Genomic DNA, 26,669 nt, shown 5'->3' with positions numbered 1-26,669 from the left:
GGGGGGTGCCGGATCCGCCGGGGCGGGGCTTGTGGATGTGGGCGCGCCCGGTGGGGCAGGGCTGCCCGGCGGGGCCGTGTGGGCGGCTGAGCTGGTGTCAGGGCCGGGAGAGCTGGTCGGGGCCGCGCGGGCGTTGCTGCGTGGGTATGTCGTCGTGGACGGGCTCGCCGAGGCGGAGGCCGTGGTGAGTGTCCGGCCCGACGTGGTGGCCGTGACCGCCGAGGGGGACGTGCTCGGTGCGGCCTACGCGTACGGCGGGTCCGCCGGGGCGCCGAGCGTGCTGGAGACGCAGGCGGCCGTCGACGAGGCCGAAGCCGGGCTGGAGGCGCTCGCCGGACAGCGGATCGCGCTGCGGGCGGAACTCGAGCAGGCGACCTTGGCGCGCAAGGAACTCGCCGCCCGGGTCGAGGAGATCGCCGTCGTGCGGCGCGCCGCGGAGAAGGAGAAGGCGGCCGTCGCCCAGCAGGTCGGACGGCTGGCGGGGCAGGCGCGCGGGGCCGCCGGTGAGGCGGAGCGTCTGGCGGCGGCCGCCGCGAAGGCGGCGGACGCGCAGGAGCAGGCCGCGATGGAGCTCGCCGAGCTCGAGGAGCGGCTGCTGGTCGCGGAGGAGCTGCCCGCCGACGAGGAGCCGGACAGCGGGAAGCGGGACCGGCTCGACGCCGAGGCCACCAGGACCCGCGCCGCCGAGATGGAGGCCCGGCTGTCCGTGCGCACGCACGAGGAGCGGGTGCGAGGGCTCGCGGGCCGTGCCGACGGTCTCGACCGCGCCGCCCGCGCCGAGCGCGAGGCCCGGGCCCGCGCCGCCGCGCGGGCCGCTCGCGCGGCTCACGAGGCGCAGGTCGCGAGCGCCGTCGCCGAGGGCGCCCGCCAGCTGCTTGCGCACATCGAGCACTCCCTCGCCGCGGCCGCCGCCGACAAGGCCGCCGCCGAGCAGGAGCGGTCCGTCCGCGAGGCGGAGCTGACGCGCGAGCGCGTCCGCAGCCGCGAACTCAAGGCCGAGCTCGACAAGCTGACCGATTCCGTCCACCGCGACGAGGTGCTCCGCGCCGAGAAGCGGATGCGGATGGAGCAGCTGGAGAGCAAGGCGCTGGAGGAGCACGGCATCGAGTCCGACGCCCTGCTCGGCGAGTACGGCCCGGACCAGCCCGTCCCGCCGCCGCTGCCCGCCGAGGGCGAGGAGCCGGCCGAGGACGCGAAGCCGCGCCCGTACGTCCGCGCCGAGCAGGAGAAGCGACTGAAGGCCGCGGAGAAGGCCTACACCCAGCTCGGCAAGGTCAACCCGCTCGCGCTGGAGGAGTTCGCCGCGCTCGAGGAACGCCACCAGTTCCTCTCCGAGCAGCTGGAGGACCTCAAGACCACCCGCCGTGACCTGCTGACCGTCGTCAAGGAGGTCGACGAGCGGGTCGAGCAGGTGTTCACCTCCGCGTACCACGACACCGCGCGCGAGTTCGAGGGCGTCTTCTCCCGGCTCTTCCCGGGCGGCGAGGGTCGGCTCATCCTCACCGACCCGGAGAACATGCTGACCACCGGTGTCGAGGTGGAAGCCCGCCCGCCGGGCAAGAAGGTCAAGCGGCTCTCCCTCCTCTCCGGCGGCGAGCGCTCCCTGACCGCCGTCGCGCTGCTGGTCTCGATCTTCAAGGCGCGCCCGAGCCCGTTCTACGTGATGGACGAGGTCGAGGCCGCGCTGGACGAGACCAACCTGCGCCGGCTGATCGCGATCATGGAGGAGCTGCGCGACAACTCGCAGCTGATCGTGATCACGCACCAGAAGCTGACGATGGAGTGTGCCGACGCGCTCTACGGCGTATCGATGCGGGGCGACGGCATCTCCCAGGTGATCAGCCAGCGGCTGCGTGACGAACCTCGCAAGCCCCCGCGTCAGCTGCGCCGCCTGGACGAGCCGGAGGCGGTTTCCGAGTAGGGCCCGGCGCGTACCCGATACTGGGAGGGTCATGGAAACCGTCATTCTTGCTGTAGTCATCGCTGTGGTCGCCGTTTCGGCGGCCGCTGGTCTCGTCGTCACCGGTCGACGGCGCAAGCAGCTGCCCGCCCCCAAGGCGCAGCCGCAGATCTCCAAGCCAGCCGCCCCGACGACCGTCCAGCCGCCGGCCGAGCCGCAGGTCGGCGAGGATGCCGCGGTCAGTGCGCCCGAGGAACGGCGCACCGTCGAGGAGGTCGTCCTCCCCGCGCAGGCCGAGGCGGCCCCCGAGCTGGAGGTGCCCGAGCCGACCGCCGGCCGCCTGATCCGGCTGCGCTCGCGCCTGGCGCGCTCGCAGAACACCCTGGGCAAGGGCCTGCTCTCGCTGCTCTCCCGGGACCGCCTCGACGAGGACACCTGGGAGGAGATCGAGGAGCTGCTGCTCACCGCGGACGTCGGCGTCCAGCCGACCCAGGAGCTGGTCGAGCGGCTGCGCACCCGGGTGAAGGTGCTCGGCACCCGCACCCCGGACGAGCTGCGCGGCCTGCTGCGCGAGGAGCTCGTCGCGCTGATCGACCCCTCGCTCGACCGCACGCTGCACGTCGCCCGCCACGACGAGGAGACCCCGGCCCGACCGGCCGTCCTGCTGGTCGTCGGCGTCAACGGCGTCGGCAAGACCACCACCAGCGGCAAGCTGGCCCGTGTGCTGGTCGCCGACGGCCACACGGTCGTTCTCGGCGCGGCCGACACCTTCCGCGCGGCCGCCGCCGACCAGCTGCAGACCTGGGGTGAGCGCGTCGGCGCCCGCACCGTCCGCGGCCCGGAGGCCGGCGACCCGGCGTCCGTCGCCTTCGACGCGGTCAAGGAGGGCATCGCCGAGGGAGCGGACACCGTCCTCGTCGACACCGCCGGCCGCCTGCACACCAAGACCGGCCTGATGGACGAGCTCGGCAAGGTGAAGCGCGTCGTCGAGAAGCACGGCCCGGTCGACGAGGTGCTGCTGGTCCTGGACGCCACGACGGGCCAGAACGGCCTGGTCCAGGCAAAGGTCTTCGCGGAGGTCGTGGACATCACCGGCATCGTGCTGACCAAGCTCGACGGCACCGCCAAGGGCGGCATCGTCGTCTCGGTCCAGCGCCAGCTGGGCGTCCCGGTCAAGCTCATCGGCCTCGGCGAGGGTGCGGACGACCTGGCGCCGTTCGAGCCCGGCGCGTTCGTCGACGCCCTGCTGGGCTGACCCGCCGCAGTACCCGCCACGAAGGACTCCGAAGCCGCCGCCCGCACCCGCGGGCGGCGGCTTCTTCGTCGCCGTGCGACCGGCGCGCCGGGCTCAGCGCCGTCCGGCAAGCTCCGGGGCGCGGCGATGGCTGGCGTAGGCGAGGGTGCCGAGCAGCAGCTTCGGATCGGGTAGCCGGGCGGCGTTGTCGTCCGTCGGGGGGCGGAGCCAGCGCGCGCCGGGGGAGGGCGGGGCCGGGACGCGGGAGCCGGGGCCGTGCGGGAGCAGGTCGAGCTCGGCGTCGTCCCAGCCCGTGCGGTAGAGCAGCTCGGGGAGGCGCGACGCGGTCTGGGGCGCGACGAAGAAGTACCCGCGGCCCTGGGCCGCGAGGACGGGGCCGGGGCGGATGCCCATGCGCTCCAGCCGGACCAGCGCCAGGCAGCCGGCCGGCTCGGGGACGTCGAGGACGTCGAAGGCCTGGCCGGTGAGCAGTTGGACGGCCGTGCCGTCCAACTCCGCGGCCCAGCCCCAGCGTGAGTGGTACTCCGCGGCGGCCTCGGTCCGGGTCAGCCTGACCCGGCGCCGCTGAACCCGGAGCCAGCTGTCGCCGAACAGGGAGTCTGTGCTCATCAAGTCCACTCACCTCCAACCGATCGGGGGAGACCTTGGTTACGGGGCGCAGGCCCACGGCGTTCGCGCCCGCACAATTCGGGCACGGCAGACGGTGGTTCGGATGGTGTGCTACTCAATAACCCAGGAGTTCCGGTTCAGGACCGGCTCCTTCGGGGCCCTCGGGCCCGGCGTCTACCAGGCGTCGGAGAACGGCGGTGAACGTCCTGTCCACCAGTGAAGCGCGAGTGAGTCACGGGAAGTTCACTCGTAGGGGTGGCGAAAGGTGGCGTTTCTCCGCACAAGCTCCCCCGGTCGGCGCAAATCGCGCTACGTTCCTGATGCAGGGTCGGAGAACCCAGCGCGACATGAGCACGTCAGCGGGTATGCCACTGGCACCGTCGGTTTATCGATGCCAACTCGTCCCGCTCTCAAGCAAACTGACGGCCGCGAGCCCGGGATGGGGGCGTTCCGGTGGGCGACAAGCAACCCAACGACAAGCTGACCGCGTGGTTTGTTCGCAGCGGGTGGTCCAAGGGCGAGTTGGCCCGTCAGGTCAACCGCCGCGCACGCCAGATGGGCGCAGCGCACATCAGCACCGACACCTCACGGGTGCGGCGCTGGCTCGACGGCGAACAGCCGCGTGAGCCGATTCCGAAGATCCTCTCCGAGCTCTTCTCCGACCGGTTCGGCTCGCCCGTCCCGGTGGAGGATCTCGGCCTCAAGGCGGTCGCTCCGCTGACCCCCGGGTCCGGCATCGACCTGCCGTGGGGCGGCGAGCAGACCGTCCAGCTCATCTCCGAGTACTCCCGCAGCGATCTGATGCTCAACCGCCGCGGATTCCTTGGCACTTCCCTCGCGCTCACGGCCGGTTCCGCCCTCATCGAGCCGATGCAGCGCTGGCTCACCCCGAACGCGCACGGCCGGCCCACCCCGGTGCTCGCCGCCGCCCGGGAGGGCGAGCCGGTCACCGGCCGTCTCTCCGGCCCCGAGCTCGACCTGCTCGAGTCCACGGTCATGATGTTCCGTCAGTGGGACGCGCAGAACGGCGGCGGCCTGCGACGCAAGGCCGTCGTCGGCCAGCTGCACGAGGTCTGCGACCTGCTCCAGGAGAGCTACAGCCCGCAGACCACCCAGCGCCTGTTCCAGACCACCGCCCAACTCGCCCACCTGGCGGGCTGGATGTCCTACGACGTGGGCATGCACCCGAGCGCGCAGAAGTACTACGTGCTGGCGCTGCACGCCGCCAAGGAGGCGGGGGACCGGCCCTTCGGCGGGCTGATCCTGACGGACATGTGCCGCCAGATGATCCACCTGAACCGCCCCGGGGACGCGCTGGAGCTGATCCACCTGGCTCAGTACGGCTCCCGCGACACGGCGAGTTCGCGCCAACTCGCGCTCATGCACGCCATGGAGGCCCGCGCCTACGCCAACCTCGGCGAGGCCGGCAAGTGCTACCGCGCCGCCCGGCACGCCGAGGACTGCTTCGACGAGGCCGGCCGGAGCGACCCGATCCCGGACTGGTTGGGCTTCTTCTCCGAGGCCGAGCTCCACGCTGAGAACGGCCACTCGTACCGCGATCTCTGCTACCACACCGGCCGCAGCCAGGTGTACGCGCTGCAGGCGGAGCCCGAGATCGGCGAGGCCGTGCGGCTCTTCTCGGACGATCCGGGCCACAAGCGCTCCTACGCCCTCAACCTGATCGGCATGGCCAGCGTCCACGTGCTCAACCGGGAGCCCGAGGCGGCGGTCGCCACCGCCGAGCAGGCCATGGAGATCGCCGCGCGGATTCGTTCTGAACGTGTCAATACGCGGCTGCGCAAGACGACCGAGGCGGCCCAGCGGGAGTTCAAGGACGTGCCCAGCGTGCGGCGGCTGCGCGAGCAGATCGACCAGACGCTGCCCGACAACCTGGCCAACAAGAACAGCGCCTGAGTCCGCAGGATTCCGGTACGTACCTCCTGAGCTGCACATTCGCCGCGAAAGCGGATTGTTCTCCGGCCGCGAGCGCCGTCCCCCTTCACCCGACTCGGCCCCCCCACGCCAGGTCATCAGGACGGTTCTCGCGGCCGGTTTTCGGTGAGCGCCCGTTCATCCGGGCGTAACACCGGCGTCAGCTTCGTCACTCCTGCGAAACAACAGCGGGCATCTGCGGAAACCGGCCTGCGTCAATCTCCTCAGCATCAGCCGACGAACCCCGGGGGCACGGGACGGGATACCCGGGATCGAAGCGGCCCGACAATCGAGGAGACGCCGATGCCCAGCGGCTTCAGCGGCGGAGACACCGCATTCGTACTCATAAGCGCGGCACTGGTCATGCTGATGACCCCGGGCCTCGCGTTCTTCTACGGCGGCATGGTCCGGGTCAAGAGCGCTCTGAACATGCTGGCCATGAGCTTCATCGCGCTCGGCATCGTCACAGTGCTGTGGGTGCTCTTCGGCTTTTCGATCGCTTTCGGCCCTGATTCCTTCCACGGCCTCATCGGCGACTTCTCGATGCTCGGTTTGCGCCACATCGGAATGAACCAGCTGTCCGGAACCATTCCGGTGTTCGCATTCTCGATGTTCCAGCTGATGTTCGCGGTGATCACGCCCGCACTGATCTCCGGTGCGATCGCGGACCGGGCGAAGTTCAGCGCCTGGGCCGTTTTCATCGCCTTCTGGGTCACCGTCGTCTACTTCCCGGTCGCCCACTGGGTCTTCTACACCGACGGCGGCAAGGGCGGCTGGCTGGTCGACCACGTCGGCGCGCTGGACTTCGCCGGCGGCACGGCGGTCCACCTCAACGCCGGTATCGCGGGCCTGGCCCTCGCGCTGGTGCTGGGCAAGCGGGTCGGCTTCAAGAAGGACCCGATGCGTCCGCACAGCCTGCCGCTGGTGATGCTCGGCTCCGGTCTCCTCTGGTTCGGCTGGTTCGGCTTCAACGCCGGCTCCGCGCTCGCGGCGAACGGACTGGCGGGCCTCGCCTTCACCAACACCCAGGTCGCCACCGCCTCCGCGATGGTCGGCTGGCTGATCTTCGAGCGGATCAAGCACGGAGCGTTCACCACCCTCGGCGCCGCGTCCGGCGCGGTCGCCGGTCTGGTCGGCATCACCCCGGCCTGTGCCTACATCAGCCCGCTGGGCTCGATCCTGCTCGGCCTGGTCTGTGGCGTGCTCTGCGCCTGGGCGATCAGCCTCAAGTACAAGCTCGGCTTCGACGACTCGCTCGACGTCGTGGGCGTCCACGCGGTCGGCGGTGCGGTCGGCGCGCTGCTGATCGGCCTGCTGGCCACCGGTGGCGGCGGCTCCGCGGCGAAGGGTCTCTTCTACGGCGGCGGCTTCGCCCAGTTGGGCAAGCAGGCGATCGGCGTGGGCGCGGTCGGCGCCTACTCCTTCGTCCTGGCCTGGATCATCGGCACGGTCATCCAGAAGACGATGGGCTTCCGGGTCTCCGAGGAGGTCGAGATCGCCGGCATCGACCAGGCCGAGCACGCCGAGTCGGCCTACGACTTCAGCGCGGTGGGTGCGGCCCTGTCCAAGGCCTTCTCCACGTCGGCGCCCTCGACGCCCCCAGCGTCGGCGGCCAAGAAGACCGCAGCCGACAGCCCCGCCGAGACGAAGGTCGATGCCTGAGATGAAGATCATCACTGCCGTGATCAAGCCGCACCGCCTGGACGACGTCAAGGAGGCCCTGCAGTCCTTCGGCGTCCACGGCCTGACCGTCACCGAGGCCAGCGGCTACGGCCGCCAGCGCGGCCACACCGAGGTCTACCGGGGCGCGGAGTACACCGTCGACCTCGTGCCGAAGGTCCGCATCGAGGTGCTGGCCGAGGACGACGACGCCGACAGCGTCATCGAGGTCATCGTCAAGTCGGCCCGGACCGGCAAGATTGGTGACGGCAAGGTCTGGAGCGTCCCGGTCGAGACCGCCGTGCGGGTCCGCACGGGCGAGCGCGGACCGGACGCGCTGTAGGCAGCAGGAGCTGGTGAGGCGGGCTCGCGACCGAGGAGGGTGGCGAGTCCGCCCCGCCGTATGTGTTTCGCGGGTCGGCACTCCGGACGGAGAAGAGACGTGACGGACCAGCAGGCCGAGCGGCAGGCGGCCGAGACGGGATACGCCGCGGCGCGGCTCGCGTTGCTGCGGGAGGACGGCCGCACCGGCGCCGCCCGGCGGACGGCGCTGTCACAGCTGACGGACCGTTGGCTCCAGGGTCTGCTGACCGATGCGCTCCAGGGCACTCCCGGCGACGGGGTCGCGCTCGTCGCGGTCGGCGGCTACGGCCGCGGCGAGCTCTCCCCGCGCAGCGATCTGGACGTGCTGCTGCTCCACGACGGCGGCGCCCGCGCCTCGGCGGTCCCTGCGCTGGCCGAGCGGCTCTGGTACCCCATCTGGGACCAAGGGGTGGCGCTCGACCACTCCGTGCGCGACCTCGGCCAGGCCCGCAAGGTGGCGGCCGAGGACCTGAAGGCCCAGCTCGGCCTGCTCGACGCCCGCCATGTCGCGGGCGACCCGGCGCTCACGGCCTCGCTGCGCTCCGCCGTGCTGGCGGACTGGCGCGCCACCGCGTCCACCCGGCTGCCCGAGTTGCTGCAGCTCTCCCGGGAGCGCGCGGAGCGTCAGGGCGAGCTGGCCTTCCTGCTGGAACCGGACCTGAAGGAGGCCCGCGGCGGCCTGCGCGACGTCACCGCGCTCGACGCCGTCGCCGCCTCCTGGATCGCCGACGCCCCCCGCGCCGGCCTGGCCGACGCGGCGACGCGGCTGCGCGACGTCCGCGACGCGCTGCACCTGGTCACCGGCCGGGCCACGGACCGGCTCAGCCTGCAGGAGCAGGACGCCGTCGCAGCCGACCTCGGCCTGCTCGACGCGGACATCCTGCTGCGCCAGGTCTACGCGTCGGCCCGGGTGATCGCCTACGCCGCCGACGTCACCTGGCGCGAGGTGGAACGGGTGCTGCGTGCCCGCAGCGGCCGCACCGGTCGCCGCAGGTTCGGCTTCGGCGGCGGGACCGCCGCCCGTGGCCCCGTGGAGCGGCGGCCGCTGGCCGAGGGCGTGGTGGAGATGGAGGGCGAGGCGGTGCTCGCCGCGCCCGCCCGTCCCGGCCAGGACCCGGTGCTGCCGCTGCGCGCCGCGGCCGCCGCCGCCCAGGCCGGCCTGCCGCTGTCGCTGAGCACCGTGCGTCGCCTGGCCGCGGAGACCAGGCCGTTGCCGGTGCCGTGGCCGGACGAGGCCCGCGAGCAGCTGATCACGCTGCTCGGCGCGGGGGAGAACGCGATCCCGGTCTGGGAGGCGCTGGAGGCCGAGGACCTGGTCACCCGGCTGCTGCCGGACTGGGAGCGGGTCCGCTGCCGCCCGCAGCGCAACGCCGTGCACCGCTGGACCGTCGACCGGCACCTGGTCGAGACGGCCGCGCGCGCCGCCGCGATGACCCGTCGGGTCGCCCGCCCGGATCTGCTGCTCGTCGCCGCCTTCCTGCACGACATCGGCAAGGGCTGGCCCGGCGACCACTCGGAGGCCGGTGAGGTGATCACCCGCGACGTGGCCGCGCGTATCGGCTTCCCCAAGCGGGACGTGGAGACCCTTGCGCTGCTGGTCCGCCACCACCTGCTGCTGGTGGAGACGGCGATGCGCCGCGACCCGGAGGACCCCGCGACCATCGCCGCGATCACGGACGCGGTCGGCACCGTCGGCGTCCTGGAGCTGCTGCACGCCCTCACCGAGGCCGACGCGCTGGCCACCGGCCCGGCCGCGTGGAGCAGCTGGCGTGCCACGCTCGTCGCCGACCTGGTCCGGCGCGCCACGGCGGCGCTGGCCGGAGACGGTGCGCCGCAGGACAGCGCGACGGAGGCGACGGCGGAGGAGGAGCGGCTCGCCGTGGAGGCGGCCCGCACGGCGGGCCCCGCGCTCTCCGTGCGCGCGGAGGCGGAGGGCGGGGAGGGCGACGGCTCACGCGGCGGAGCTGCACAGCAGCAGTTCGAGCCGATGGGCGTGGAGCTGACCCTCGCGCTGCCGGACCGCCCCGACGTGCTGCCCACGGTCGCGGGCGTCCTCGCCCTGCACCGGCTGACCGTCCGCACCGCGGCGATCCGTGAGCTGGACCCGATCGGGGCGGGCCCGGTCCTGGTGCTGACCTGGAAGGTCGCCGCGGAGTTCGGCGACGTCCCGGAGGCCGCCCGGCTGCGCGCGGACATCCGCCGCGCCCTGGACGGCGGCCTGGACGTCACCCGGCGGCTGGCCGAGCGGGACGCCGCGTCGCCGCGGCGTCGCGGCCACGTCGCCCCGCCGCCGCGGGTGACCGTGGCGCCCGGCAGCAGCGCCTCCGCGACGGTGCTGGAGGTCCGCGCACACGACGCGCCTGGCCTGCTGCACCGGATCGGCCGCGCGCTGGAGGGCACGGGCGTCCGAGTCCACCGGGCCCGCATCTCCACCCTCGGCGCGGACGCGGTCGACGCCTTCTACCTCACCGACGCGGCCGGTCGGCCGCTCTCGGACGCGGCGGCGGCGGAGCTGGCGCGCTCGGTGGAACGGGCCTTGCTGGCCTGATCCTGCCGGTCGCGGCGGAGGGCTGCCGAAAGCCCGGCGGCCTACGCCTGTGCCGGTGACCTCCCGGTACGGCCGCGTACAGGCATGCGCGCGGTGCCTTCGTACGGGGCGGCTTCCGGGTGCGTTCCCAGGACCGTCGGGCGGCCGGATACCCTGGAAGGCGAATCTGTATCAGCCCCCGAGTCACGAGGACCCGCGACCGACGTGTTCGACACCCTTTCCGACCGCCTCGCAGCGACGTTCAAGAACCTCCGGGGCAAGGGCCGCCTCTCCGAGGCGGACATCGACGCCACCGCCCGCGAAATCCGCATCGCCCTGCTGGAGGCGGACGTCGCCCTGCCGGCGGTGCGCGCCTTCATCTCCCGGATCAAGGAGCGCGCGACCGGCGCCGAGGTCTCCGCGGCGCTGAACCCCGCCCAGCAGGTCATCAAGATCGTCAACGAGGAGCTCATCAGCATCCTCGGTGGTGAGACCCGCCGCCTGCGCTACGCCAAGACCGGTCCGACGGTCATCATGCTGGCCGGTCTCCAGGGCGCCGGTAAGACCACCCTGGCCGGAAAGCTCGCCAAGTGGCTGAAGGACCAGAAGCACACCCCGCTGCTGGTCGCCTGTGACCTCCAGCGCCCGAACGCGGTGACCCAGCTCGGCGTCATGGCCGAGCGCGCGGGCGTCGCGATCTTCGCACCCGAGCCCGGCAACGGCGTCGGCGACCCGGTCAAGGTCGCCAGGGACTCGATCGACTACGCCAAGAACAAGCAGTACGACGTGGTCATCGTCGACACCGCCGGTCGTCTGGGCATCGACGCCGAGCTGATGCAGCAGGCCGCGGACATCCGCGCCGCGATCAACCCGGACGAGGTCCTCTTCGTCGTCGACGCCATGATCGGTCAGGACGCGGTCACCACCGCGCAGGCCTTCCTCGAGGGCGTCGACTTCACCGGTGTCGTGCTGTCCAAGCTCGACGGCGACGCCCGCGGTGGTGCGGCCCTGTCGGTGGCGCACGTCACCGGCCGCCAGATCATGTTCGCGTCCAACGGCGAGAAGCTCGAGGACTTCGACGCGTTCCACCCGGACCGGATGGCCTCGCGCATCCTGGGCATGGGCGACGTCCTCTCCCTGATCGAGCAGGCCGAGAAGACCTTCTCCCAGGAGGAGGCCGCCAAGGTCCACGCGAAGCTCGCCAGCAAGGGCGGCAAGGAGTTCGGCCTCGGCGACTTCCTGGCCCAGCTGGAGCAGGTCTCCAAGATGGGCTCGATCACCAAGCTGCTCGGCATGCTCCCCGGCATGGCGCAGATGCGGGACCAGATCAACAACATCGACGACAAGGACGTCGCCCGGGTGGGCGCGATCATCAAGTCGATGACGCAGGCCGAGCGCGACGACCCGAAGCTCATCAACGGCTCGCGGCGTGCCCGAATCGCCAAGGGTTCCGGCGTCCACGTCTCCGAGGTCAGCAGCCTGGTCGAGCGGTTCTTCGAGGCCCGCAAGATGATGTCCGCGATGGCCGGCGGCAAGGGCATCCCCGGGATGCCGGGCATGCCGGGCATGGGCGGCGGCGCGTCGCGCAAGCCCAAGCAGCAGAAGGCGGCCAAGGGCCGCCGCCAGAGCGGCAACCCGCTCAAGCGCCAGCAGGAGGCGCAGCAGTCGGCGCAGAAGAAGGCCGACGGCGCGCCCCAGGCGGGTGGCGCGTTCGGCCTGGGCCCGGGCCAGGGCCCGTCGGACTTCGAGCTCCCCAAGGAGTTCAAGGACCTGCTGTAGTCGGTCGCACCATGCGGGGGCGCGGGGAACACGGTTCCCCGCGCCCCCGCATGGTTATGGTTGCCGCATGCGTGTAGAGATCCGTTTCCCCCAACTCTCCGACGCCGCCGCGTACTACGAGGCCGTCACCCGCTCGGCGGAGCACATCGGCCGGTGGAACCCTGTCGAGCCGGACGCCCTGCCGGACATGGTGCGGCGTCAGGGGGACGCGCTGCGGACGTTCCTGGTCTTCGACACCGAGGACGGTGGGCTCGTCGGCACCTGCAACGTGTCGAACATCGTGCGGGGCCGGTTCCAGAACGCGTCCCTGGGATACAACTCCTACCTGCCCTACAACGGCACCGGTCGGATGACCGAGGGCATGCGGCTCGTGGTCGGTGCCTGCTTCCGCCCGCAGACGGCCGGCGGGTTGGGCCTGCACCGGCTGGAGATCAACGTGCAGCCGGAGAACGGGCCGTCGGCCGCGATGGCCAAGCGGCTGGGCTTCCGTCTGGAGGGCTTTTCGCCGCGCATGCTGTTCCTGCAGAACGCCTGGCGGGACCATGAGCGGTACGCGCTGACCATGGAGGAGTGGCCCGGCGCGGGTGCTGGCGACGCATCCTGAATGTCCGTATTGTCGCAAGAGTGACCAGCCCTGTGCCGCCTCGCGAGGATCCCGACAAGCTGTGGCGTTCGGAGGGCGCGCCGCCCCCGCCGCAGCCGCCGCGGAAGACCCCGCGGGGCAGCTGGCTCAGCATGATCCTCACGGCGGTGGTCGTCTTCCTCCTCGTCGACCTGCTGCTCAACGTCTTCGGCGCCGGAGACAAGCTCAACGTCCCGTACACCGAGTTCACCAAGCAGTTGAACGCCGGTCAGGTCTCCGAGATCTACGCCAAGGGCGACTCGATCGAGGGCAAGCTCAAGAGCGCCCAGCCGGACCCGAACAACAGCAAGCAGACCTACCAGAACTTCACCACCACCCGTCCCGTCTTCGCGAACGACAACCTCTGGGGCGAACTGACGTCGCAGAACGTCAAGGTCGACGCCGAACCGGTGGTCAAGGAACGCAGTTTCCTCGCCAACCTGCTGATCTCGCTGGCGCCGATGCTGCTGCTGATCCTCGTCTGGATCCTCCTCGCCCGCCGGATGGCCGCGGGCGGCGGCATGGGCGGGCTGGCCCGCAAGGCGCCGCCGAAGCCGGTCGAGCTGCCGCCCGGCGCCAAGCGCACCACCTTCGACGACGTGGCCGGCATCGACGAGGTCAAGAGCGAGCTCACCGAGGTCGTCGACTTCCTGCGCCGCCCGGAGGCGTACCGCAGGCTCGGCGCGAAGATGCCGCGCGGCGTGCTGCTGGCGGGCCCTCCCGGCACCGGGAAGACGCTGCTGGCCCGCGCCGTCGCGGGGGAGGCGAACGTGCCGTTCTTCTCCGCCTCCGCCTCCGAGTTCATCGAGATGATCGTCGGCGTGGGCGCGTCCCGGGTGCGCGAGCTCTTCGCGGAGGCGCGCAAGGTCGCGCCCGCGATCGTCTTCATCGACGAGATCGACACCATCGGCCGCGCCCGCGGCGGCGGCAACTCCATGGGCGGCCACGACGAGCGCGAGCAGACGCTCAACCAGATCCTCACCGAGATGGACGGGTTCTCCGGCGCCGAGGGCGTCGTCGTCCTCGCCGCCACCAACCGCTCGGACGTGCTGGACCCGGCGCTGCTGCGGCCCGGCCGCTTCGACCGCACGGTCATGGTCAGCCCGCCGGACCGCAGCGGACGCGAGGCGATCCTGAAGATCCACACCCGGGACAAGCCGCTCGCCGCCGACGTCGACCTGGAGCAGGTCGCCAAGACCACCCCGGGCATGACCGGCGCGGAGCTCGCCAACCTGGCCAACGAGGCGGCGCTGCTCGCGGTCAAGCGCAAGGACGACGAGGTCTCGGCGCGCGACTTCTCCGAGGCGCTGGAGAAGGTCCAGCTGGGCGCCGTCCGCGCACTGGTCATGCCGGACGCCGACCGGCTGCGCACGGCGTACCACGAGTCGGGCCACGCGCTTCTCGGCATGCTGCAACCAGGCGCGGACCCGGTCCGCAAGATCACCATCGTGCCGCGCGGGCGCGCCCTCGGCGTCACGCTCTCGACGCCGGAGGCGGACCGGTACTCCTACACCGAGGAGTACCTGCGCGGCCGCATCATCGGCGCGCTGGGCGGCATGGCCGCCGAGCACGTCGTCTACGGCGTCATCACCACGGGCGCGGAGAGCGACCTCGAGCAGGTCACCAACCTCGCCCGCGGCATGGCGGGCCGCTGGGGCATGAGCGAGCGCGTCGGCCGGCTGACGGCGATCCCGAACGACTCCCAGGGCGCGTACGGCCTGGCGGCCGCGCCCAGCACCCTCGACGTGGTGGACGAGGAGGCCCGGCGGATCGTCTCGGAGTGCTACGACGAGGCCTGCCGCAAGCTGGTCGCCCACCGCCCGCAGCTGGACGCGCTGGCGAACGCGCTGATGGAACACGAGACCCTCGACGAGGACGACGCCTACCGCATCGCAGGCATCCGCGGAGGCGCCGACGACGGCGCGTAGCCGGCAGGGGGCCCGAGGCTCTGCTCATGTGCCCCCATCTCACCCACGTGGCACGCCGAACGCGTGGGGCCACCCTCCTCCAGCCTTCGGCCGGGCCCCGATGGATGTTGCTCGCGCCCGGTCCGGGGGCACCTCCCCGCCGGAGGCCGGGGGAGGAGCCGCATGTCGGCAGAGCTCGCGCCCCCCGATGTGCAGCCTCCTGGATGCCTACCGAACCCTCTCGGCCAGCGCGTAGCGGAAGACGTTCTCCATCCGCACCGACCCGTCCTCCCGGGTCCACGGAAACAGCGCCTCGCGCAACTCCTTCTCGACCTGGCGCTCGCCCGCGAACTCCCGCGCCGAGTCGAAGACGCCCGTCGAGACCAGCCCGCGCAGCGCGCTGTCGAGGTCCGGGTAGGCGTACGGGCAGCGGACGCGGCCGCCGCCGGCCGGGCGCAGACCAGCGTCGGCGATCAGGGAGTCCACCGCGCCCGGAGCGGCCAGCGCGAACGCGTCGTAGCCGCCGTGGCGGCGGGCGACGTCCAGGACGGATGCGCTCTCGCACCGCTCCTCGGGACCCCAGACCGCCAGGGCGACGTGACCGCCGCGCGCGGTGAGCCGGGCGGCGTCGTGGACCAGGGCGCGCGGATCGGCCGCGCAGGAGAGGTGCTCGAACGCCGTGACCAGGGTGTGCGTCCCCGGGCGGCCGGACGACAGCTCGCGGTAGACGTCCGTGAGGACCCGCAGCGAACGGTCCTGTGCGATCTCCCGCAGCTCCGCCTCGGGCTCGAGCCCCACGACGTCGGCGCCGCGCGCGGCGGCCAGCAGCAGGGCGAGCCCGCTGCGACAGCCCAGGCCCAGGACCGAGGTGGCCGGCCCGACGTCCAGGCGGGAGTAGACCGCCTCGTACAGCGGCACGAGCATCCGCTCCTGGATCTCCGCCCAGTCCCGCGCCCGCTGCCGGGCGGCGGTCCGGTCCGTGGCCCCGGTCTCGGTCTCGGTACGAGCCGTGGGCCGAGTCGTATGCGCAGAGTCCATGGGACGGCTCCTCATCTCGGGCTCACCGCGTGCGGCCGGGCGTCTGCTCTCCAATCAAGCGCGGGATCCGCCCGCCGTCCAGAGCCCGAACGGCCCCCCTTCCCGCGTATCAGGCGAGGGAACAGATTGGAGCCGGAGCCTTTCCGGGCCGTACCATTCGCCCCATGGCAAAGGCTCCCATTCTCACCCCCCAGGCGGAGGACTTCCCGCGCTGGTACCAGGATCTGATCAACAAGGCCGAGCTGGCCGACAACGGTCCGGTGCGCGGCACCATGGTCATCCGACCGTACGCCTACGGGCTGTGGGAGCGGATGCAGTCGGAGATGGACACGCGGATCAAGAAGACGGGCACGCAGAACGCGTACTTCCCGCTCTTCATCCCGCAGTCCTACCTGACCAAGGAGGCCGAGCACGTCGAGGGCTTCGCGCCGGAGCTGGCCGTGGTCACCCACGGCGGCGGCAAGGAGCTCGAGGAGCCGGTCGTCGTCCGGCCCACCTCCGAGACGATCATCAACGAGTACTTCTCGAAGTGGGTCCAGAGCCACCGCGACCTGCCCCTGCTGATCAACCAGTGGGCCAACGTGGTCCGCTGGGAGCTGCGTCCGCGCCTGTTCCTGCGCACCACCGAGTTCCTCTGGCAGGAGGGTCACACCGCGCACGCCACCTTCGAGGACGCCCGTGACTTCGCCGCGCTGATCCACAAGGACGTCTACGGCGACTTCATGCGCAACATCCTGGCCATCGACACCATCCCGGGACGCAAGACGGCCAAGGAGCGGTTCGCGGGCGCCATCAACACCCTCACCCACGAGGCGATGATGGGCGACGGCAAGGCGCTGCAGATGTGCACCAGCCACGAGCTGGGCCAGAACTTCGCCAAGGCGTTCAACACCACCTACCTCAAGGGCGAGGGCGAGCGCGAGTTCGTCTGGCAGACCTCCTGGGGCTCCACCACCCGCATGGTCGGCGCGCTGATCATGTCCCACGGCGACGACAGCGGTCTCCGCGTCCCGCCGCGGCTCGCCGCCGTCCAGGCGGTCGTGCTGGCGATCAAGGGCGACGAGGCCGTGCTGGCCAAGGTCCGCGAGATCGGCGCCCAGCTCGAGGCCGCGGGGGTCCGCGTGGTCGTCGACGACAAGACCGACACGCCGTTCGGCCGCCGCGCGGTGGACTGGGAGCTCAAGGGCGTCCCGGTGCGCATCGAGGTGGGTCCGCGCGACCTGGAGAACGGTACGGCCATGCTGGTCCGCCGTATCGCGGGCGGTAAGGAGCCGGTGAGCGCCGACGCGCTCGCCGCCCTGGTGCCGACGATCCTCGAGGAGGACCAGGAGCTGCTGCTGCAGCAGACGCGTGAGCGCCGCCTGGCCCGCACGGTGGACGTGAAGACCCTCGACGAGGCCGTCGAGGCCGCCGCGACCGGCTTCGGCCGTATCTCCTGGGCGGAGCTCGGCCCGGAGGGCGAGGCCAAGCTGGCCGAGCAGGGCGTCACCGTCCGCTGCCTCGTCGCCGAGGACGGCTCGGTGCCGGCCGCCGACGACCAGCCGGGCAACATCGCGGTCGTGGCCCGCTCCTACTGATCCACAACCTGATACACGTCCGACTCGTCGGACTCGTCCGAAGTGTGAGGACGAGGCTCCGCCGATCGTCGTAGCCGGGCCGGTCCGGCGCTCTCCTTCGAGAGTGCCCGGACCGGCCCGGTCCGTCTGGTCAACTTGCTTTCCCAGAACGGAAGATGGCCAATCTCTGCCCATTCGCGCGCTGGTTGCCGACGGATGTGGTCCAGGTCACGGAAAAATAAAGCCTTCAACAATTCCCGATTCTGCGGAACATCCCGGGAACCTTCCTCGTTTGCGTTGCGTGAGCACGACACAACCTCTTGTTCTCGCCGCTGAGCTGGCCGTCGCCTGGGGCGACATCCAGCGCTTCCACTCCGACCTGCCGAATCTTGCGGCTCCGGAGTCGCTGATCGGGGAGTCCTCCTCGGCCTGCGGCACCGAGCTCGGTTTCGAGCGGCTGTTGCACGAGGCCGCACACGGCCTCGCCGCCGCGCGCGGCATCCGGGACACCTCCCGGGCCGGGCGCTACCACAACCGGCGCTTCCTGGCCCTCGCCGACGAGCTCGGTCTGGACCACAACGCCGACCCTCATCCGAGCTCCGGATTCTCCTTGGTCACCATGCGGCCGGAGACCCGCGAGCGCTATGCGGAAACGATTGAGCGCCTGCAGCGCGCGCTCGGTGACCATGCCGCCGCGACCAGCGGTGTGGTGGACCGGTCGCGCACCTTCCGCGGTCCCGCGACGCGGCACGGCTCCTCCGGGGGCGGTGTCCGCGTCAAGGCCGTCTGCGGCTGCGGGCGCAATGTTCGGGTGGTCCCCTCCGTGCTGTCCCAGGCGCCGATCGTCTGCGGCAACTGCGGGGAGACCTTCCAGATCTCCGAGCCTCGCGCCCGCCGCTGACCTCACCGGCGGGCGGTTGCACCGTCCGGCCACGCGGAACACGGGCCGCGTGGCGCAGGGGGTGCGGGACGCATGGGCGCGCGGGGGCGCCCATGTGGTGAAGTCGGCTGCGCCGACACGCGGCGAAGCCGCATGCCCGGAAGCGGCATGCCCGCACGGGCCCCCGCACGCCCGGGCGGCGCGCCCGCCCGCCGTGACGCGAGTCGCGGCGGTCCGGTGCACGGCCGCTCGTCCGGCCGTGGCAAGGCCGCCTGCGCCGATATGGCAGAATGGACAGCTGAGTACTCGGCAGCCGAGCAGGACCCCTCTCTCCTCCGGCTGACGTGTCCGTCGAGCAGCCAGCAGCCGCAACCCCACGTGGAATGCGCGGCTGCTCAACCACGTCAAAACCAGGAGAAACCACTCCCGTGGCAGTCAAGATCAAGCTGAAGCGTCTCGGCAAGATTCGCTCCCCGCACTACCGCATCGTCGTCGCCGACTCGCGCACCAAGCGTGACGGTCGTGCGATCGAGGAGATCGGCATCTACCAGCCGACCTACGACCCCTCGATCATCGAGGTCGACAGCGACCGTGCGCAGTACTGGCTGGGTGTCGGCGCGCAGCCGACCGAGGCCGTGCTCGCCATCCTGAAGCTCACCGGTGACTGGCAGAAGTTCAAGGGTCTCGAGGCCCCGGCGCCGCTGAAGGTCGCCGAGCCGAAGACCACCGACTTCTCGCACCTCTTCGCCAAGGCCGTCGCCGGCTTCGAGGACTCGACCACCGGTGTCGCCATCACCCCGAAGGCGAAGAAGACGGAGAAGAAGGACGAGGCCGCCGCCGAGTCCGACGCTTCCGCCGAGGCCTGAGCATGCTGGAGGAAGCCCTCGAGCATCTGGTGAAGGGCATCGTCGAGAACCCGGACGACGTCCAGGTCCGCTCGCGTGAGCTCCGCCGGGGCCGGGTCCTTGAGGTGCGCGTGCACCCCGAGGACCTGGGCAAGGTCATCGGCCGCGGTGGGCGCACGGCACGTGCGCTGCGCACCGTGGTCACCGCCCTCGGCGGTCGCAGTGTCCGCGTCGACCTGGTCGACGTGGACAGCGCCCGCTGACGGGCTGCTGAGAGGCACCTCTGCGGACCGGCTGGGATCCTTGATCCCAGCCGGTCCGTTTTTTGTCGTGTAGTACGTGAAGGAGACCCGCAACAGTGCAGCTGATCGTCGGCCGGATCGGCCGCGCCCACGGGATCAAGGGCGACGTCACCGTGGAGGTGCGCACCGACGAGCCCGAGCTGCGGCTCGGCCCCGGCGCCGTGCTGATGACCGACCCGGGCTCCGCCGGTCCGCTGACCGTCGCCTCCGGCAAGGTCCACAGCGGTCGGCTGCTGCTGCGCTTCGAGGGCGTGACCGACCGCAACGGCGCCGAGGCGCTGCGCGGCACGCTGCTCATCGCCGAGATCGACCCCGAGGACAGCCCCGAGGACCCGGACGAGTACTACGACCACCAGCTGGTCGGCCTCGACGTGGTCCTGACCGACGGCACCGTCGTCGGTCAGCTGACCGAGGTGCTGCACCTGCCCTACCAGGACCTGCTGACCGTCGTCCGTCCGGACGGCACCGAGGTGCTGGTCCCGTTCGTCAGCGAGATCGTCCCGGAGATCGACCTGGAGGCGCAGCGCGCCGTCATCACCCCGCCGCCGGGCCTGATCGACGCCGCTGACGCGGTCGTCGCCTCCTCCCGCGAGGAGGCCGCCGATTCCGGCGAGGACGAGAATTCCGGCGAAAACGAGAAGAGCGGCGGGGCCGACGCCTGATGCGCATCGACGTCGTCACGATCTTCCCCGAGTACCTCGCCCCGCTCGACCTCTCCCTCGTCGGCAAGGCCCGCGCCCGCGGGCAGCTGGACGTGCGCCTGCACGAGCTGCGTGAGTTCACCCACGACATCCACCGCACCGTGGACGACACCCCGTACGGCGGCGGCCCCGGCATGGTGATGAAGCCCGAGCCGTGGTCGGAGGCGCTGGACGCGGTCGTCGCCTCCGGTCCTGGCGAGGGCGCGGTGCCCACACTGGTCGTCCCCACGCCGAGCGGGCGGCCCTTCACCCAGGAGCTGGCCCAGCAGTTGGCCGCCGAGCCGTGGCTCGCCTTCGCGCCTGCCCGCTACGAGGGCATCGACCGTCGCGTCATCGAGGACGCCGCCGACCGGATGCCGGTCGTCGAGGTCTCCATCGGCGACTACGTGCTCGCCGGCGGCGAGGTCGCGGTGCTGGTCATCGTCGAGGCCGTGGCCCGACTGCTGCCCGGGGTGCTGGGCAACGCCGAGTCGCACCAGGACGACTCCTTCGCGCCCGGGAGGATGGCGGACCTGCTGGAGGGGCCCGTCTACACCAAGCCCGCCGAGTGGCGCGGCCGTGAGGTGCCCGAGGTGCTGCTCAGCGGCCACCACGGCAAGATCGCGCGCTGGCGCCGTGAGCAGGCCTTCGCCCGGACCCTCGCCCACCGGCCCGACCTGGTCGCCCGCTGGCGGCGCGAGGACATGGACAAGCACGACCTCAAGGCGCTGGCCGGTCTCGGCGTCTGGTGGGACGAGTCGAGCGGCCGATTTCTTCGGAACCCGGACCACGTGGCAGAATGACCCCTTGCTGCCTGTCTCCGGCCGCAGCGGCCGCCGCGCCGCGCACAGGACCGCCGCCTCTGCCACAGGGGGGACGACGGGAACCGGTGGACACACAGCACCTCATCTACAGACGAATTTCCGCGGGCGGCCTGTGGCGCTCGTGATGGAGAGATCATGGCCAACCTGATCAACGAGATCGACTCCGCGTCGGTCCGGTCTGACATCCCGACCTTCCGCGCCGGTGACACCGTGAACGTCCACGTTCGCGTCATCGAGGGCAACCGCTCCCGCATCCAGCAGTTCAAGGGTGTCGTCATCCGCCGCCAGGGCGCGGGCGTCCGCGAGACCTTCACGGTCCGCAAGGTCTCCTTCAACGTCGGCGTCGAGCGCACCTTCCCGGTGCACACCCCGATCGTCGAGAAGATCGAGGTCGTGACCCGCGGTTCGGTCCGTCGCGCCAAGCTGTACTACCTGCGCGACCTGCGCGGCAAGGCCGCGAAGATCAAGGAGAAGCGCGAGAGCTGAGCTCCCGCGCAGGGTTCCGGCCCAAAGAGCAGAGCGTTCCCGTGCGGCACAGTCTGATGGCTTAGGCTGCTCCCGCCATGGAAACGCAGCAGCTTCCCGAGGACCGCGACAGCGCTCCGTCCCCCGTCGACGACGAGGGGACCGAGGCGCCGTCGCGGTCCTTCGGCGTTCCGCGCGTCTCCGGGTTGATCCGGTCCCGCGGCTTTCGGGAACTGCTCGGGCTGATCGCCGTCTGCGTGCTCGTACTGGTGCTGCTGAACCGTTTCGTCGTGCAGCCGTTCACGATCCCCTCGGGATCCATGGAGAACGCACTGTCGGTCGGTGACCGGGTGCTCGTCAACAAGCTCTCCTACGACTTCGGCGGCACGCCGCAGCGCGGCGACGTCGTCGTCTTCGACGGCCGCGGCTCCTTCATCGACACCGAGACCCAGGACACCTCGGACGCCTCCGGGGACGACTTCGTCAAGCGCGTCATCGGGGTCGGCGGCGACACGGTCACCTGCTGCGACGCCCACGGCCGGATCACCGTCGACGGCGTCGAGCTCGACGAGAGCTCCTACCTCTACCCGGGCGTGGCCCCTTCCTCCTTCCCCTTCGCGGTGCAGGTGCCGGTGGGCGAGCTGTTCGTGCTGGGCGACAACCGGGCGGTCTCCGCCGACTCGCGTGCCCACCTGGGCGACCCGGGCGGCGGCTTCGTGCCGGTCAGCCGGGTCATCGGGCGCGCGGAGTGGGTGATCGCCCCCGTGGGTCACTGGCGTTCGCTGGACCGTCCGCAGGTCTTCGCCGCGCTGGACCGCGCGATCACGAGCGCGGGAGGCGAGGGCCGTGGGCACCAGGGGTAGACCGCGCGGCGCCTCCGGGGCGTCCGCGCGAGGGGCCTCCGCGTACGACGAGGACGTGTTCTCGGCCGAGGGCTCCCGGGCCGGGCGCGGCCGTGCGGAGCGGCGCCGCAGCGCACGGCGCGCCAAGCGGCGTCGGCAGCGCTCACTGGTCCGCGAGGTGCCGCTGGTCATCGGCGTCGCGCTGGTGATCACGCTGCTGCTGCAGACCTTCCTGGTCCAGGTCTTCTCGATCCCCTCCGGGTCGATGCAGAACACCATTGCGATCGGCGACCGCGTGGCCGTGGACAAGCTCTCGCCGTGGTTCGGCTGGACCCCGCAGCGCGGCGACGTCGTCGTCTTCAACGACCCGAGCGACTGGCTGAAGAACGATCCGGTGCCCACCTCGGGCCCGGTGGTCGGCGCGCTCAAGAACACCTTCACCTTCCTCGGCCTGCTCCCGTCCGATCGCGACCTGATCAAGCGCGTCATCGGCGTGCCGGGCGACACCGTGATGTGCTGCGGCTCCGACGGGAGGATCGTGGTCAACGGCCACGAGATCGACGAGCCTTACCTCTTCGCCGGCAACGCGCCCTCGCGGATTCCCTTCAAGGTGACCGTGCCGCCGGGGGAGTTGTGGGTGATGGGTGACCATCGCGACATCTCGGCCGACTCCCGGTATCACATGAACGAACCCGGCGGCGGCTTCGTACCGGAGAAAGACGTGGTCGGACGAGCCGTCGCGATCGTGTGGCCGATCTCTCGCTGGCGGACCCTGCCGGGCGGCCAGCAAAGTGTTCGTCAAGTTTCCTCGGCGGGGCCACTCTCCCCGGTTCCTACGGAACTCCCGATCGTTATGGGTGTGGTCGCGGCTGCGCCCGGGGTGCGGCGCGCACGTCGCCGCCACCGCGCGTGAGGTGTCGTGGGGCCCGGTGGCAGCGCGGGTGGGCCTGGTGGTAGTGAGTTGCGTGGACGGGCGCCGTCCACGAGTCAGCTGAGGAGGCGACGTGGGGGACGTGGTGATCGGTGCCCGTGACGGTGTCGGCGAGCCCGAGGACTCCAGCCGCCGTACCGTAGGGTCCGTGGACGACAAGGCACGGCGCGGGGAAGCCGCCGAGGAGAAGAGCGAGGCTGCGAAGAATATGGGTGACCAGGCGGGGAGTTCGACGCCGAACCTCTCCGAGGACGATGACTTCCTCGGCAGTGCCGGACACGGCGCGGGTGGTGCGGGCGCGGCTGACGACCCCGACGACCCGGCCGGCCGGGGCGGCCGCGCCCGGCGGGCCGGCACGGGCAAGAAGGCCGCCAAGAAGCAGCGCTCCTTCTGGAAGGAGCTGCCGATCCTCATCGTCGTCGCGCTCGTGCTCGCGCTGCTGATCAAGACCTTCCTGGTGCAGGCTTTCTCGATCCCCTCCGGCTCGATGGAGAACACCCTCCAGGTCGGCGACCGCGTGCTGGTGGACAAGCTGACGCCGAACTTCGGCTCCAAGCCCTCGCGCGGTGAGGTCGTGGTCTTCCACGACCCGAGCGACTGGCTCGCCGGAGAGCCGGGCGAGCAGCCGAGCAGCAACGGCTTCGTCCGCGGCTTCCAGGACGTGATGTCCTGGATCGGCCTGATGCCCTCGGTCAACGAGAAGGACCTGATCAAGCGCGTCATCGCGGTCGGCGGTGACACCATCAGCTGCAAGGGCACCGGCCCGGTCTACGTCAACGGCAAGGCGCTGAACGAGCCGTACCTCTACCCGGGCAGCACCGCGTGCGGCGACAAGAACATCCCCACCTTCAAGGTCCCGGCGAACTCCATCTACGTGATGGGTGACCACCGCCAGGACTCGCTCGACTCCCGCTACCACGCGGACGAGCCGGGCGGCGGCTCGGTGCCGGACAGCAAGGTCATCGGCCGTGCGATCGTCGTGGCCTGGCCGATCTCCCACTGGAAGACCCTGCCGATCCCGGACACCTTCTCCCAGCCGGGCATCAACAACCAGGCGCTGGCCTTCGCGGCGGGCTCCCCGGGCGTGGTCGGCCTCGCCGCCGCCGTCCCGATCACCTGGCTGAACCGGCGGCGCAAGCTGCGCCAGAAGTAGCCGCCGGATTTCCTCCAGCTCTTGCGGGGGCCGTGGTACTGCCGAGTAATCTGCTCGGACGCGCCGCGGCCCCCGTCGTGTGCGCCTCTTGAACTGCGGCGGCGGAGAGCGGGAGCGGCACCAGATGGCGGGACGGAAGCCCACGGCGGGCGCGGTGATCCAGGCTCTGGGCATCGGGATCGGCCTGGTGGCCATGATCGGCGGCTTCGCACTGATCGCCTTCCAGTACCGCCCTTACGCGGTGCCGACCGGCTCGATGGAGCCGACGATCATGGCCGGTCAGACGGTGCTGGCCGAGAAGGTCTCCGGCGGCGACATCGGGCGCGGTGACATCGTCGTCTTCAAGGACGCCCAGTGGGGCAACACGGCCATGGTCAAGCGAGTGATCGGCATCGGCGGTGACCACGTGAAGTGCTGCGACGCCCAGGGCCGGGTCACCGTCAACGGCACCCCGCTCGCCGAGACCTACCTCGACGAGAACCCGACCGTCGGCCGGGCCGGCCCCGCCGACGAGCAGTTCTCCGCGGTCGTCCCGGCCGGACGGCTCTGGCTGATGGGCGACAACCGCGCCATCTCGGAGGACTCCCGCGTCCACCTCGACCAGCTCGACGGCACCGTCCCTGCCTCGTCCGTGCTCGGACGCGTCGAGGGCGTCGTCTTCCCGGTCGGGTCCGTCCACACCGTCGACCGCACCGGCGTCTTCGACGCGCTGCCCGGCGGCCGTGCCGCGACCGACCACGGACCGCTGGGTCTGGCCGCCTACGCGGCGGTCGGCGGCGGCGCGCTGGTGTTGATCACCGCGGGGGCGGGTACCGTCGCTGGCATAGTGGGCCGTCGGCGTACGCGCGGGGCCTGAACCCGCGAGGGCGCCGGTCGGGCGTCCGACGTGAGGCCCGCCCGACGCCGGCCGGCTCGACGGCGGCCGACCGACGGTGACCGGCTCGATGGTGGAAGGGGGACGGCGGCTGATGGGACCCAAGCGGCGCCGGGCGGCGCGCGTCCTGCTGCTCGATCCGCAGGACCGGATCCTGCTGCTGCACGGCTTCGACCCGCAGGAGCGCGGCCGCCAGTGGTGGTTCACCCCGGGCGGCGGCGTCGAGGACGGAGAGGAGCTCGCCGACGCGGCGCACCGCGAGATCGCCGAGGAGACCGGCATCCGCGACGCCCGACTCGGCGCGCTGCTGGCCACCCGGGCGACCGAGTTCGAGTTCGACGGCCGGATGTACGCCCAGGACGAGTGGTACTACCTGGCCCGGACGGACACCGTGGAGACCGACGCCTCGGGTCAGACCGAGCTGGAGCTGCGCAGCACGGACGAGCTGCGCTGGTGGACCCTGGACGAGCTGAACGCCACCCGCGAGACGATCTATCCGAACGCACTGGCGAAGCTCCTCGGCCAGGTCCTGCGGAAAGGCCCGCCGGCCCGCCCGGTCAGGCTCACCGGGCCACGCCTGTAGTCCACAATGGTTGGACGTACGCACAGCTGAGGGGAACGTAGGGATGAGTGCCGAGGATCTCGAGAAGTACGAGACCGAGATGGAGCTCAAGCTCTACCGGGAGTACCGGGACGTCGTCGGTCTGTTCAAGTACGTCATCGAGACCGAGCGCCGCTTCTACCTGACCAACGACTACGAGCTCAAGGTCCACTCGCTCCAGGGCGAGGTGTTCTTCGAGGTCACGATGGCGGACGCGTGGGTCTGGGACATGTACCGGCCGGCGCGTTTCGTGCGGCAGGTAAGGGTGCTCACCTTCAAGGACGTGAACGTGGAGGAGCTCGCCAAGAGCGATCTGGAGCTCCCGCAGGACGACGCGGGCTTCGGCGGGGGCCACTGAGCCTGCCTCCTGCCCCTGGCGTCCCTCTTGCGGGTGGCCGGGTTGTCCACACCCGGGGGTTGTCCACAGGTTCGCTCGGGCCGTTGGATTCGCGCTCCGCGCAGCGGAAGGCTGCTGCGCGGAGGTGATCCCCGATGACCGCACGTACCCAGGCGCTCGGAGCCTACGGAGAGCGCGCCGCCGTTCGGCACCTGGAGTCGACCGGGCTGCGCATCCTGGACCGCAACTGGCGCTGCCGCGCCGGTGAGCTGGACATCGTCGCGCTCGACCCGCAGCCCGACGGCGCGGTGCTGGCCGTCTGCGAGGTGAAGACCCGCACCGAGAACGGCCCGCAGTGCCCGGCCGAGGCCATCGACGAGGTCAAGGCGACCAGGCTGGCCGGGCTCGCGGAGCGCTGGCTCACGGAGCGGTGGTCGGGGCCGCCGCCCCCGGGCGGCGTCCGGATCGATCTGATCGGCGTCGTGCACGGCCGCCGGGGCCCGGCCCGGGTGACGCACCTGCGTGGGGCGGTGGCCTGAGATGGCCTTCGCCCGCACCGGCTCCGTCGCACTCCTGGGCGTGGACGGCGTCGTGGTGGAGGTCCAGGCCGACATCGAGCCGGGCCTCGCCGCGTTCACGATCGTGGGGTTGCCGGACAAGGCCGTCAACGAGTCCCGGGACCGGGTGCGCGCGGCCGTCGTGAACAGCGGCGAGAAGTGGCCGCTGCGCAAGCTCACCGTCGGCCTCTCGCCCGCCTCGGTGCCGAAGTCCGGCTCCGGTTTCGACCT

26 protein-coding genes are annotated in these 26,669 nt (G+C 71.5%); 24 read left to right on the top strand and 2 right to left on the bottom strand.

Annotation, left to right across the window (positions count from 1 at the left end; genetic code table 11):
- Both TR49_RS40860 and ftsY read left to right on the top strand, forming a co-directional pair.
- Positions 1–1,921: AAA family ATPase (locus TR49_RS40860; RefSeq protein WP_152627430.1), on the top strand; the 1,921-nt coding region annotated here is incomplete at its 5' end.
- A 31-nt stretch (positions 1,922–1,952) separates the two neighbouring features.
- A complete protein-coding gene (ftsY, locus tag TR49_RS23710; protein WP_042384907.1) occupies positions 1,953–3,155 on the top strand; it encodes a signal recognition particle-docking protein FtsY in 1,203 nt (400 codons plus the stop codon).
- A 93-nt stretch (positions 3,156–3,248) separates the two neighbouring features.
- Here ftsY and TR49_RS23705 read toward each other — a convergent pair whose 3' ends face one another.
- Positions 3,249–3,764 carry a bifunctional DNA primase/polymerase gene (locus TR49_RS23705; RefSeq protein WP_042384903.1) on the bottom strand — a complete coding sequence of 172 codons (516 nt, stop codon included), beginning with the start codon at positions 3,762–3,764 and terminating at the stop codon, positions 3,249–3,251.
- Positions 3,765–4,217: 453 nt separating this feature from the next.
- Between TR49_RS23705 and nsdA the strand changes: the two genes are divergently transcribed.
- The 7 genes from nsdA (at position 4,218) to ftsH (ending at position 14,574) form a co-directional block, all read left to right on the top strand.
- Positions 4,218–5,678 (top strand): transcriptional repressor NsdA, encoded by a 1,461-nt coding sequence (gene nsdA / locus TR49_RS23695; RefSeq protein WP_042384897.1) that lies wholly within the window; start codon positions 4,218–4,220, stop codon positions 5,676–5,678.
- Between the two features lie 321 nt (positions 5,679–5,999).
- Positions 6,000–7,358, top strand: coding sequence for an ammonium transporter (locus tag TR49_RS23690; RefSeq protein ID WP_042384895.1), 1,359 nt, complete (start codon positions 6,000–6,002; stop codon positions 7,356–7,358).
- Between the two features lies 1 nt (position 7,359).
- Positions 7,360–7,698, top strand: a complete 339-nt coding sequence (locus tag TR49_RS23685) for a P-II family nitrogen regulator (protein ID WP_042373992.1) — start codon at positions 7,360–7,362, stop codon at positions 7,696–7,698.
- Between the two features lie 60 nt (positions 7,699–7,758).
- A complete protein-coding gene (locus TR49_RS23680; RefSeq protein ID WP_084725327.1) occupies positions 7,759–10,266 on the top strand; it encodes a [protein-PII] uridylyltransferase in 2,508 nt (835 codons plus the stop codon).
- A gap of 204 nt (positions 10,267–10,470) precedes the next feature.
- Positions 10,471–12,024 carry a signal recognition particle protein gene (gene ffh, locus TR49_RS23675; protein WP_042384890.1) on the top strand — a complete coding sequence of 518 codons (1,554 nt, stop codon included), beginning with the start codon at positions 10,471–10,473 and terminating at the stop codon, positions 12,022–12,024.
- 67 nt (positions 12,025–12,091) lie between these two features.
- A complete protein-coding gene (locus TR49_RS23670) occupies positions 12,092–12,628 on the top strand; it encodes a GNAT family N-acetyltransferase (RefSeq protein WP_042384887.1) in 537 nt (178 codons plus the stop codon).
- A 20-nt stretch (positions 12,629–12,648) separates the two neighbouring features.
- On the top strand, positions 12,649–14,574 hold the full coding sequence (gene ftsH / locus TR49_RS23665) for an ATP-dependent zinc metalloprotease FtsH (protein WP_042384886.1): 1,926 nt from the start codon (positions 12,649–12,651) through the stop codon (positions 14,572–14,574).
- Between the two features lie 207 nt (positions 14,575–14,781).
- Here the strand turns inward: ftsH and TR49_RS23660 are convergent, their stop codons facing one another.
- Positions 14,782–15,591, bottom strand: coding sequence for a class I SAM-dependent methyltransferase (locus tag TR49_RS23660; RefSeq protein ID WP_042384884.1), 810 nt, complete (start codon positions 15,589–15,591; stop codon positions 14,782–14,784).
- A gap of 164 nt (positions 15,592–15,755) precedes the next feature.
- On the opposite strand from TR49_RS23660, the gene proS reads away from it, so the two are divergent.
- The 15 genes from proS to TR49_RS23585 form a co-directional block, all read left to right on the top strand.
- Complete coding sequence (gene proS / locus TR49_RS23655) at positions 15,756–17,168, top strand: proline--tRNA ligase (protein ID WP_042384881.1); 1,413 nt, start codon at positions 15,756–15,758, stop codon at positions 17,166–17,168.
- A gap of 280 nt (positions 17,169–17,448) precedes the next feature.
- On the top strand, positions 17,449–18,048 hold the full coding sequence (locus TR49_RS23650; protein ID WP_042384878.1) for a hypothetical protein: 600 nt from the start codon (positions 17,449–17,451) through the stop codon (positions 18,046–18,048).
- Between the two features lie 407 nt (positions 18,049–18,455).
- A complete protein-coding gene (rpsP, locus tag TR49_RS23645) occupies positions 18,456–18,893 on the top strand; it encodes a 30S ribosomal protein S16 (protein WP_042373981.1) in 438 nt (145 codons plus the stop codon).
- Positions 18,894–18,895: 2 nt separating this feature from the next.
- Positions 18,896–19,135, top strand: coding sequence for an RNA-binding protein (locus TR49_RS23640; RefSeq protein ID WP_042373980.1), 240 nt, complete (start codon positions 18,896–18,898; stop codon positions 19,133–19,135).
- A gap of 95 nt (positions 19,136–19,230) precedes the next feature.
- Positions 19,231–19,836, top strand: coding sequence for a ribosome maturation factor RimM (gene rimM / locus TR49_RS23635; RefSeq protein WP_042384875.1), 606 nt, complete (start codon positions 19,231–19,233; stop codon positions 19,834–19,836).
- Positions 19,836–20,657 (top strand): tRNA (guanosine(37)-N1)-methyltransferase TrmD, encoded by an 822-nt coding sequence (gene trmD, locus TR49_RS23630; RefSeq protein WP_042384873.1) that lies wholly within the window; start codon positions 19,836–19,838, stop codon positions 20,655–20,657. The genes rimM and trmD overlap by 1 nt, the downstream gene beginning before the upstream one ends.
- 156 nt (positions 20,658–20,813) lie before the next feature.
- Positions 20,814–21,164, top strand: a complete 351-nt coding sequence (gene rplS, locus TR49_RS23625; protein WP_042384871.1) for a 50S ribosomal protein L19 — start codon at positions 20,814–20,816, stop codon at positions 21,162–21,164.
- Between the two features lie 77 nt (positions 21,165–21,241).
- Entirely contained in the window at positions 21,242–22,006 is a 765-nt protein-coding gene (lepB, locus tag TR49_RS23620; protein WP_042384867.1) for a signal peptidase I, read from the top strand.
- On the top strand, positions 21,990–22,898 hold the full coding sequence (gene lepB, locus TR49_RS23615) for a signal peptidase I (protein WP_084725325.1): 909 nt from the start codon (positions 21,990–21,992) through the stop codon (positions 22,896–22,898). Before lepB (TR49_RS23620) ends, lepB (TR49_RS23615) begins: the two co-directional genes overlap by 17 nt.
- Positions 22,899–22,989: 91 nt before the next feature.
- On the top strand, positions 22,990–24,069 hold the full coding sequence (gene lepB / locus TR49_RS23610; RefSeq protein WP_042384864.1) for a signal peptidase I: 1,080 nt from the start codon (positions 22,990–22,992) through the stop codon (positions 24,067–24,069).
- A gap of 124 nt (positions 24,070–24,193) precedes the next feature.
- Positions 24,194–24,925 (top strand): signal peptidase I, encoded by a 732-nt coding sequence (gene lepB / locus TR49_RS23605; protein WP_042384862.1) that lies wholly within the window; start codon positions 24,194–24,196, stop codon positions 24,923–24,925.
- 112 nt (positions 24,926–25,037) lie between these two features.
- Entirely contained in the window at positions 25,038–25,526 is a 489-nt protein-coding gene (locus TR49_RS23600; protein ID WP_042384860.1) for an NUDIX hydrolase, read from the top strand.
- Positions 25,527–25,569: 43 nt separating this feature from the next.
- Positions 25,570–25,902 carry a DUF2469 domain-containing protein gene (locus TR49_RS23595; protein ID WP_042373970.1) on the top strand — a complete coding sequence of 111 codons (333 nt, stop codon included), beginning with the start codon at positions 25,570–25,572 and terminating at the stop codon, positions 25,900–25,902.
- 134 nt (positions 25,903–26,036) lie between these two features.
- Complete coding sequence (locus tag TR49_RS23590; protein WP_042384859.1) at positions 26,037–26,420, top strand: YraN family protein; 384 nt, start codon at positions 26,037–26,039, stop codon at positions 26,418–26,420.
- Between the two features lies 1 nt (position 26,421).
- The coding region (locus TR49_RS23585; RefSeq protein WP_042384857.1) for a magnesium chelatase domain-containing protein at positions 26,422–26,669 on the top strand (248 nt) is incomplete at its 3' end.

Source organism: Streptacidiphilus melanogenes (assembly GCF_000787835.1).
In the GTDB taxonomy this organism is placed as follows: domain Bacteria; phylum Actinomycetota; class Actinomycetes; order Streptomycetales; family Streptomycetaceae; genus Streptacidiphilus; species Streptacidiphilus melanogenes.
Note: the sequence above shows the minus strand (reverse complement) of the source record. Positions and strands in the feature narration are given on the sequence as shown.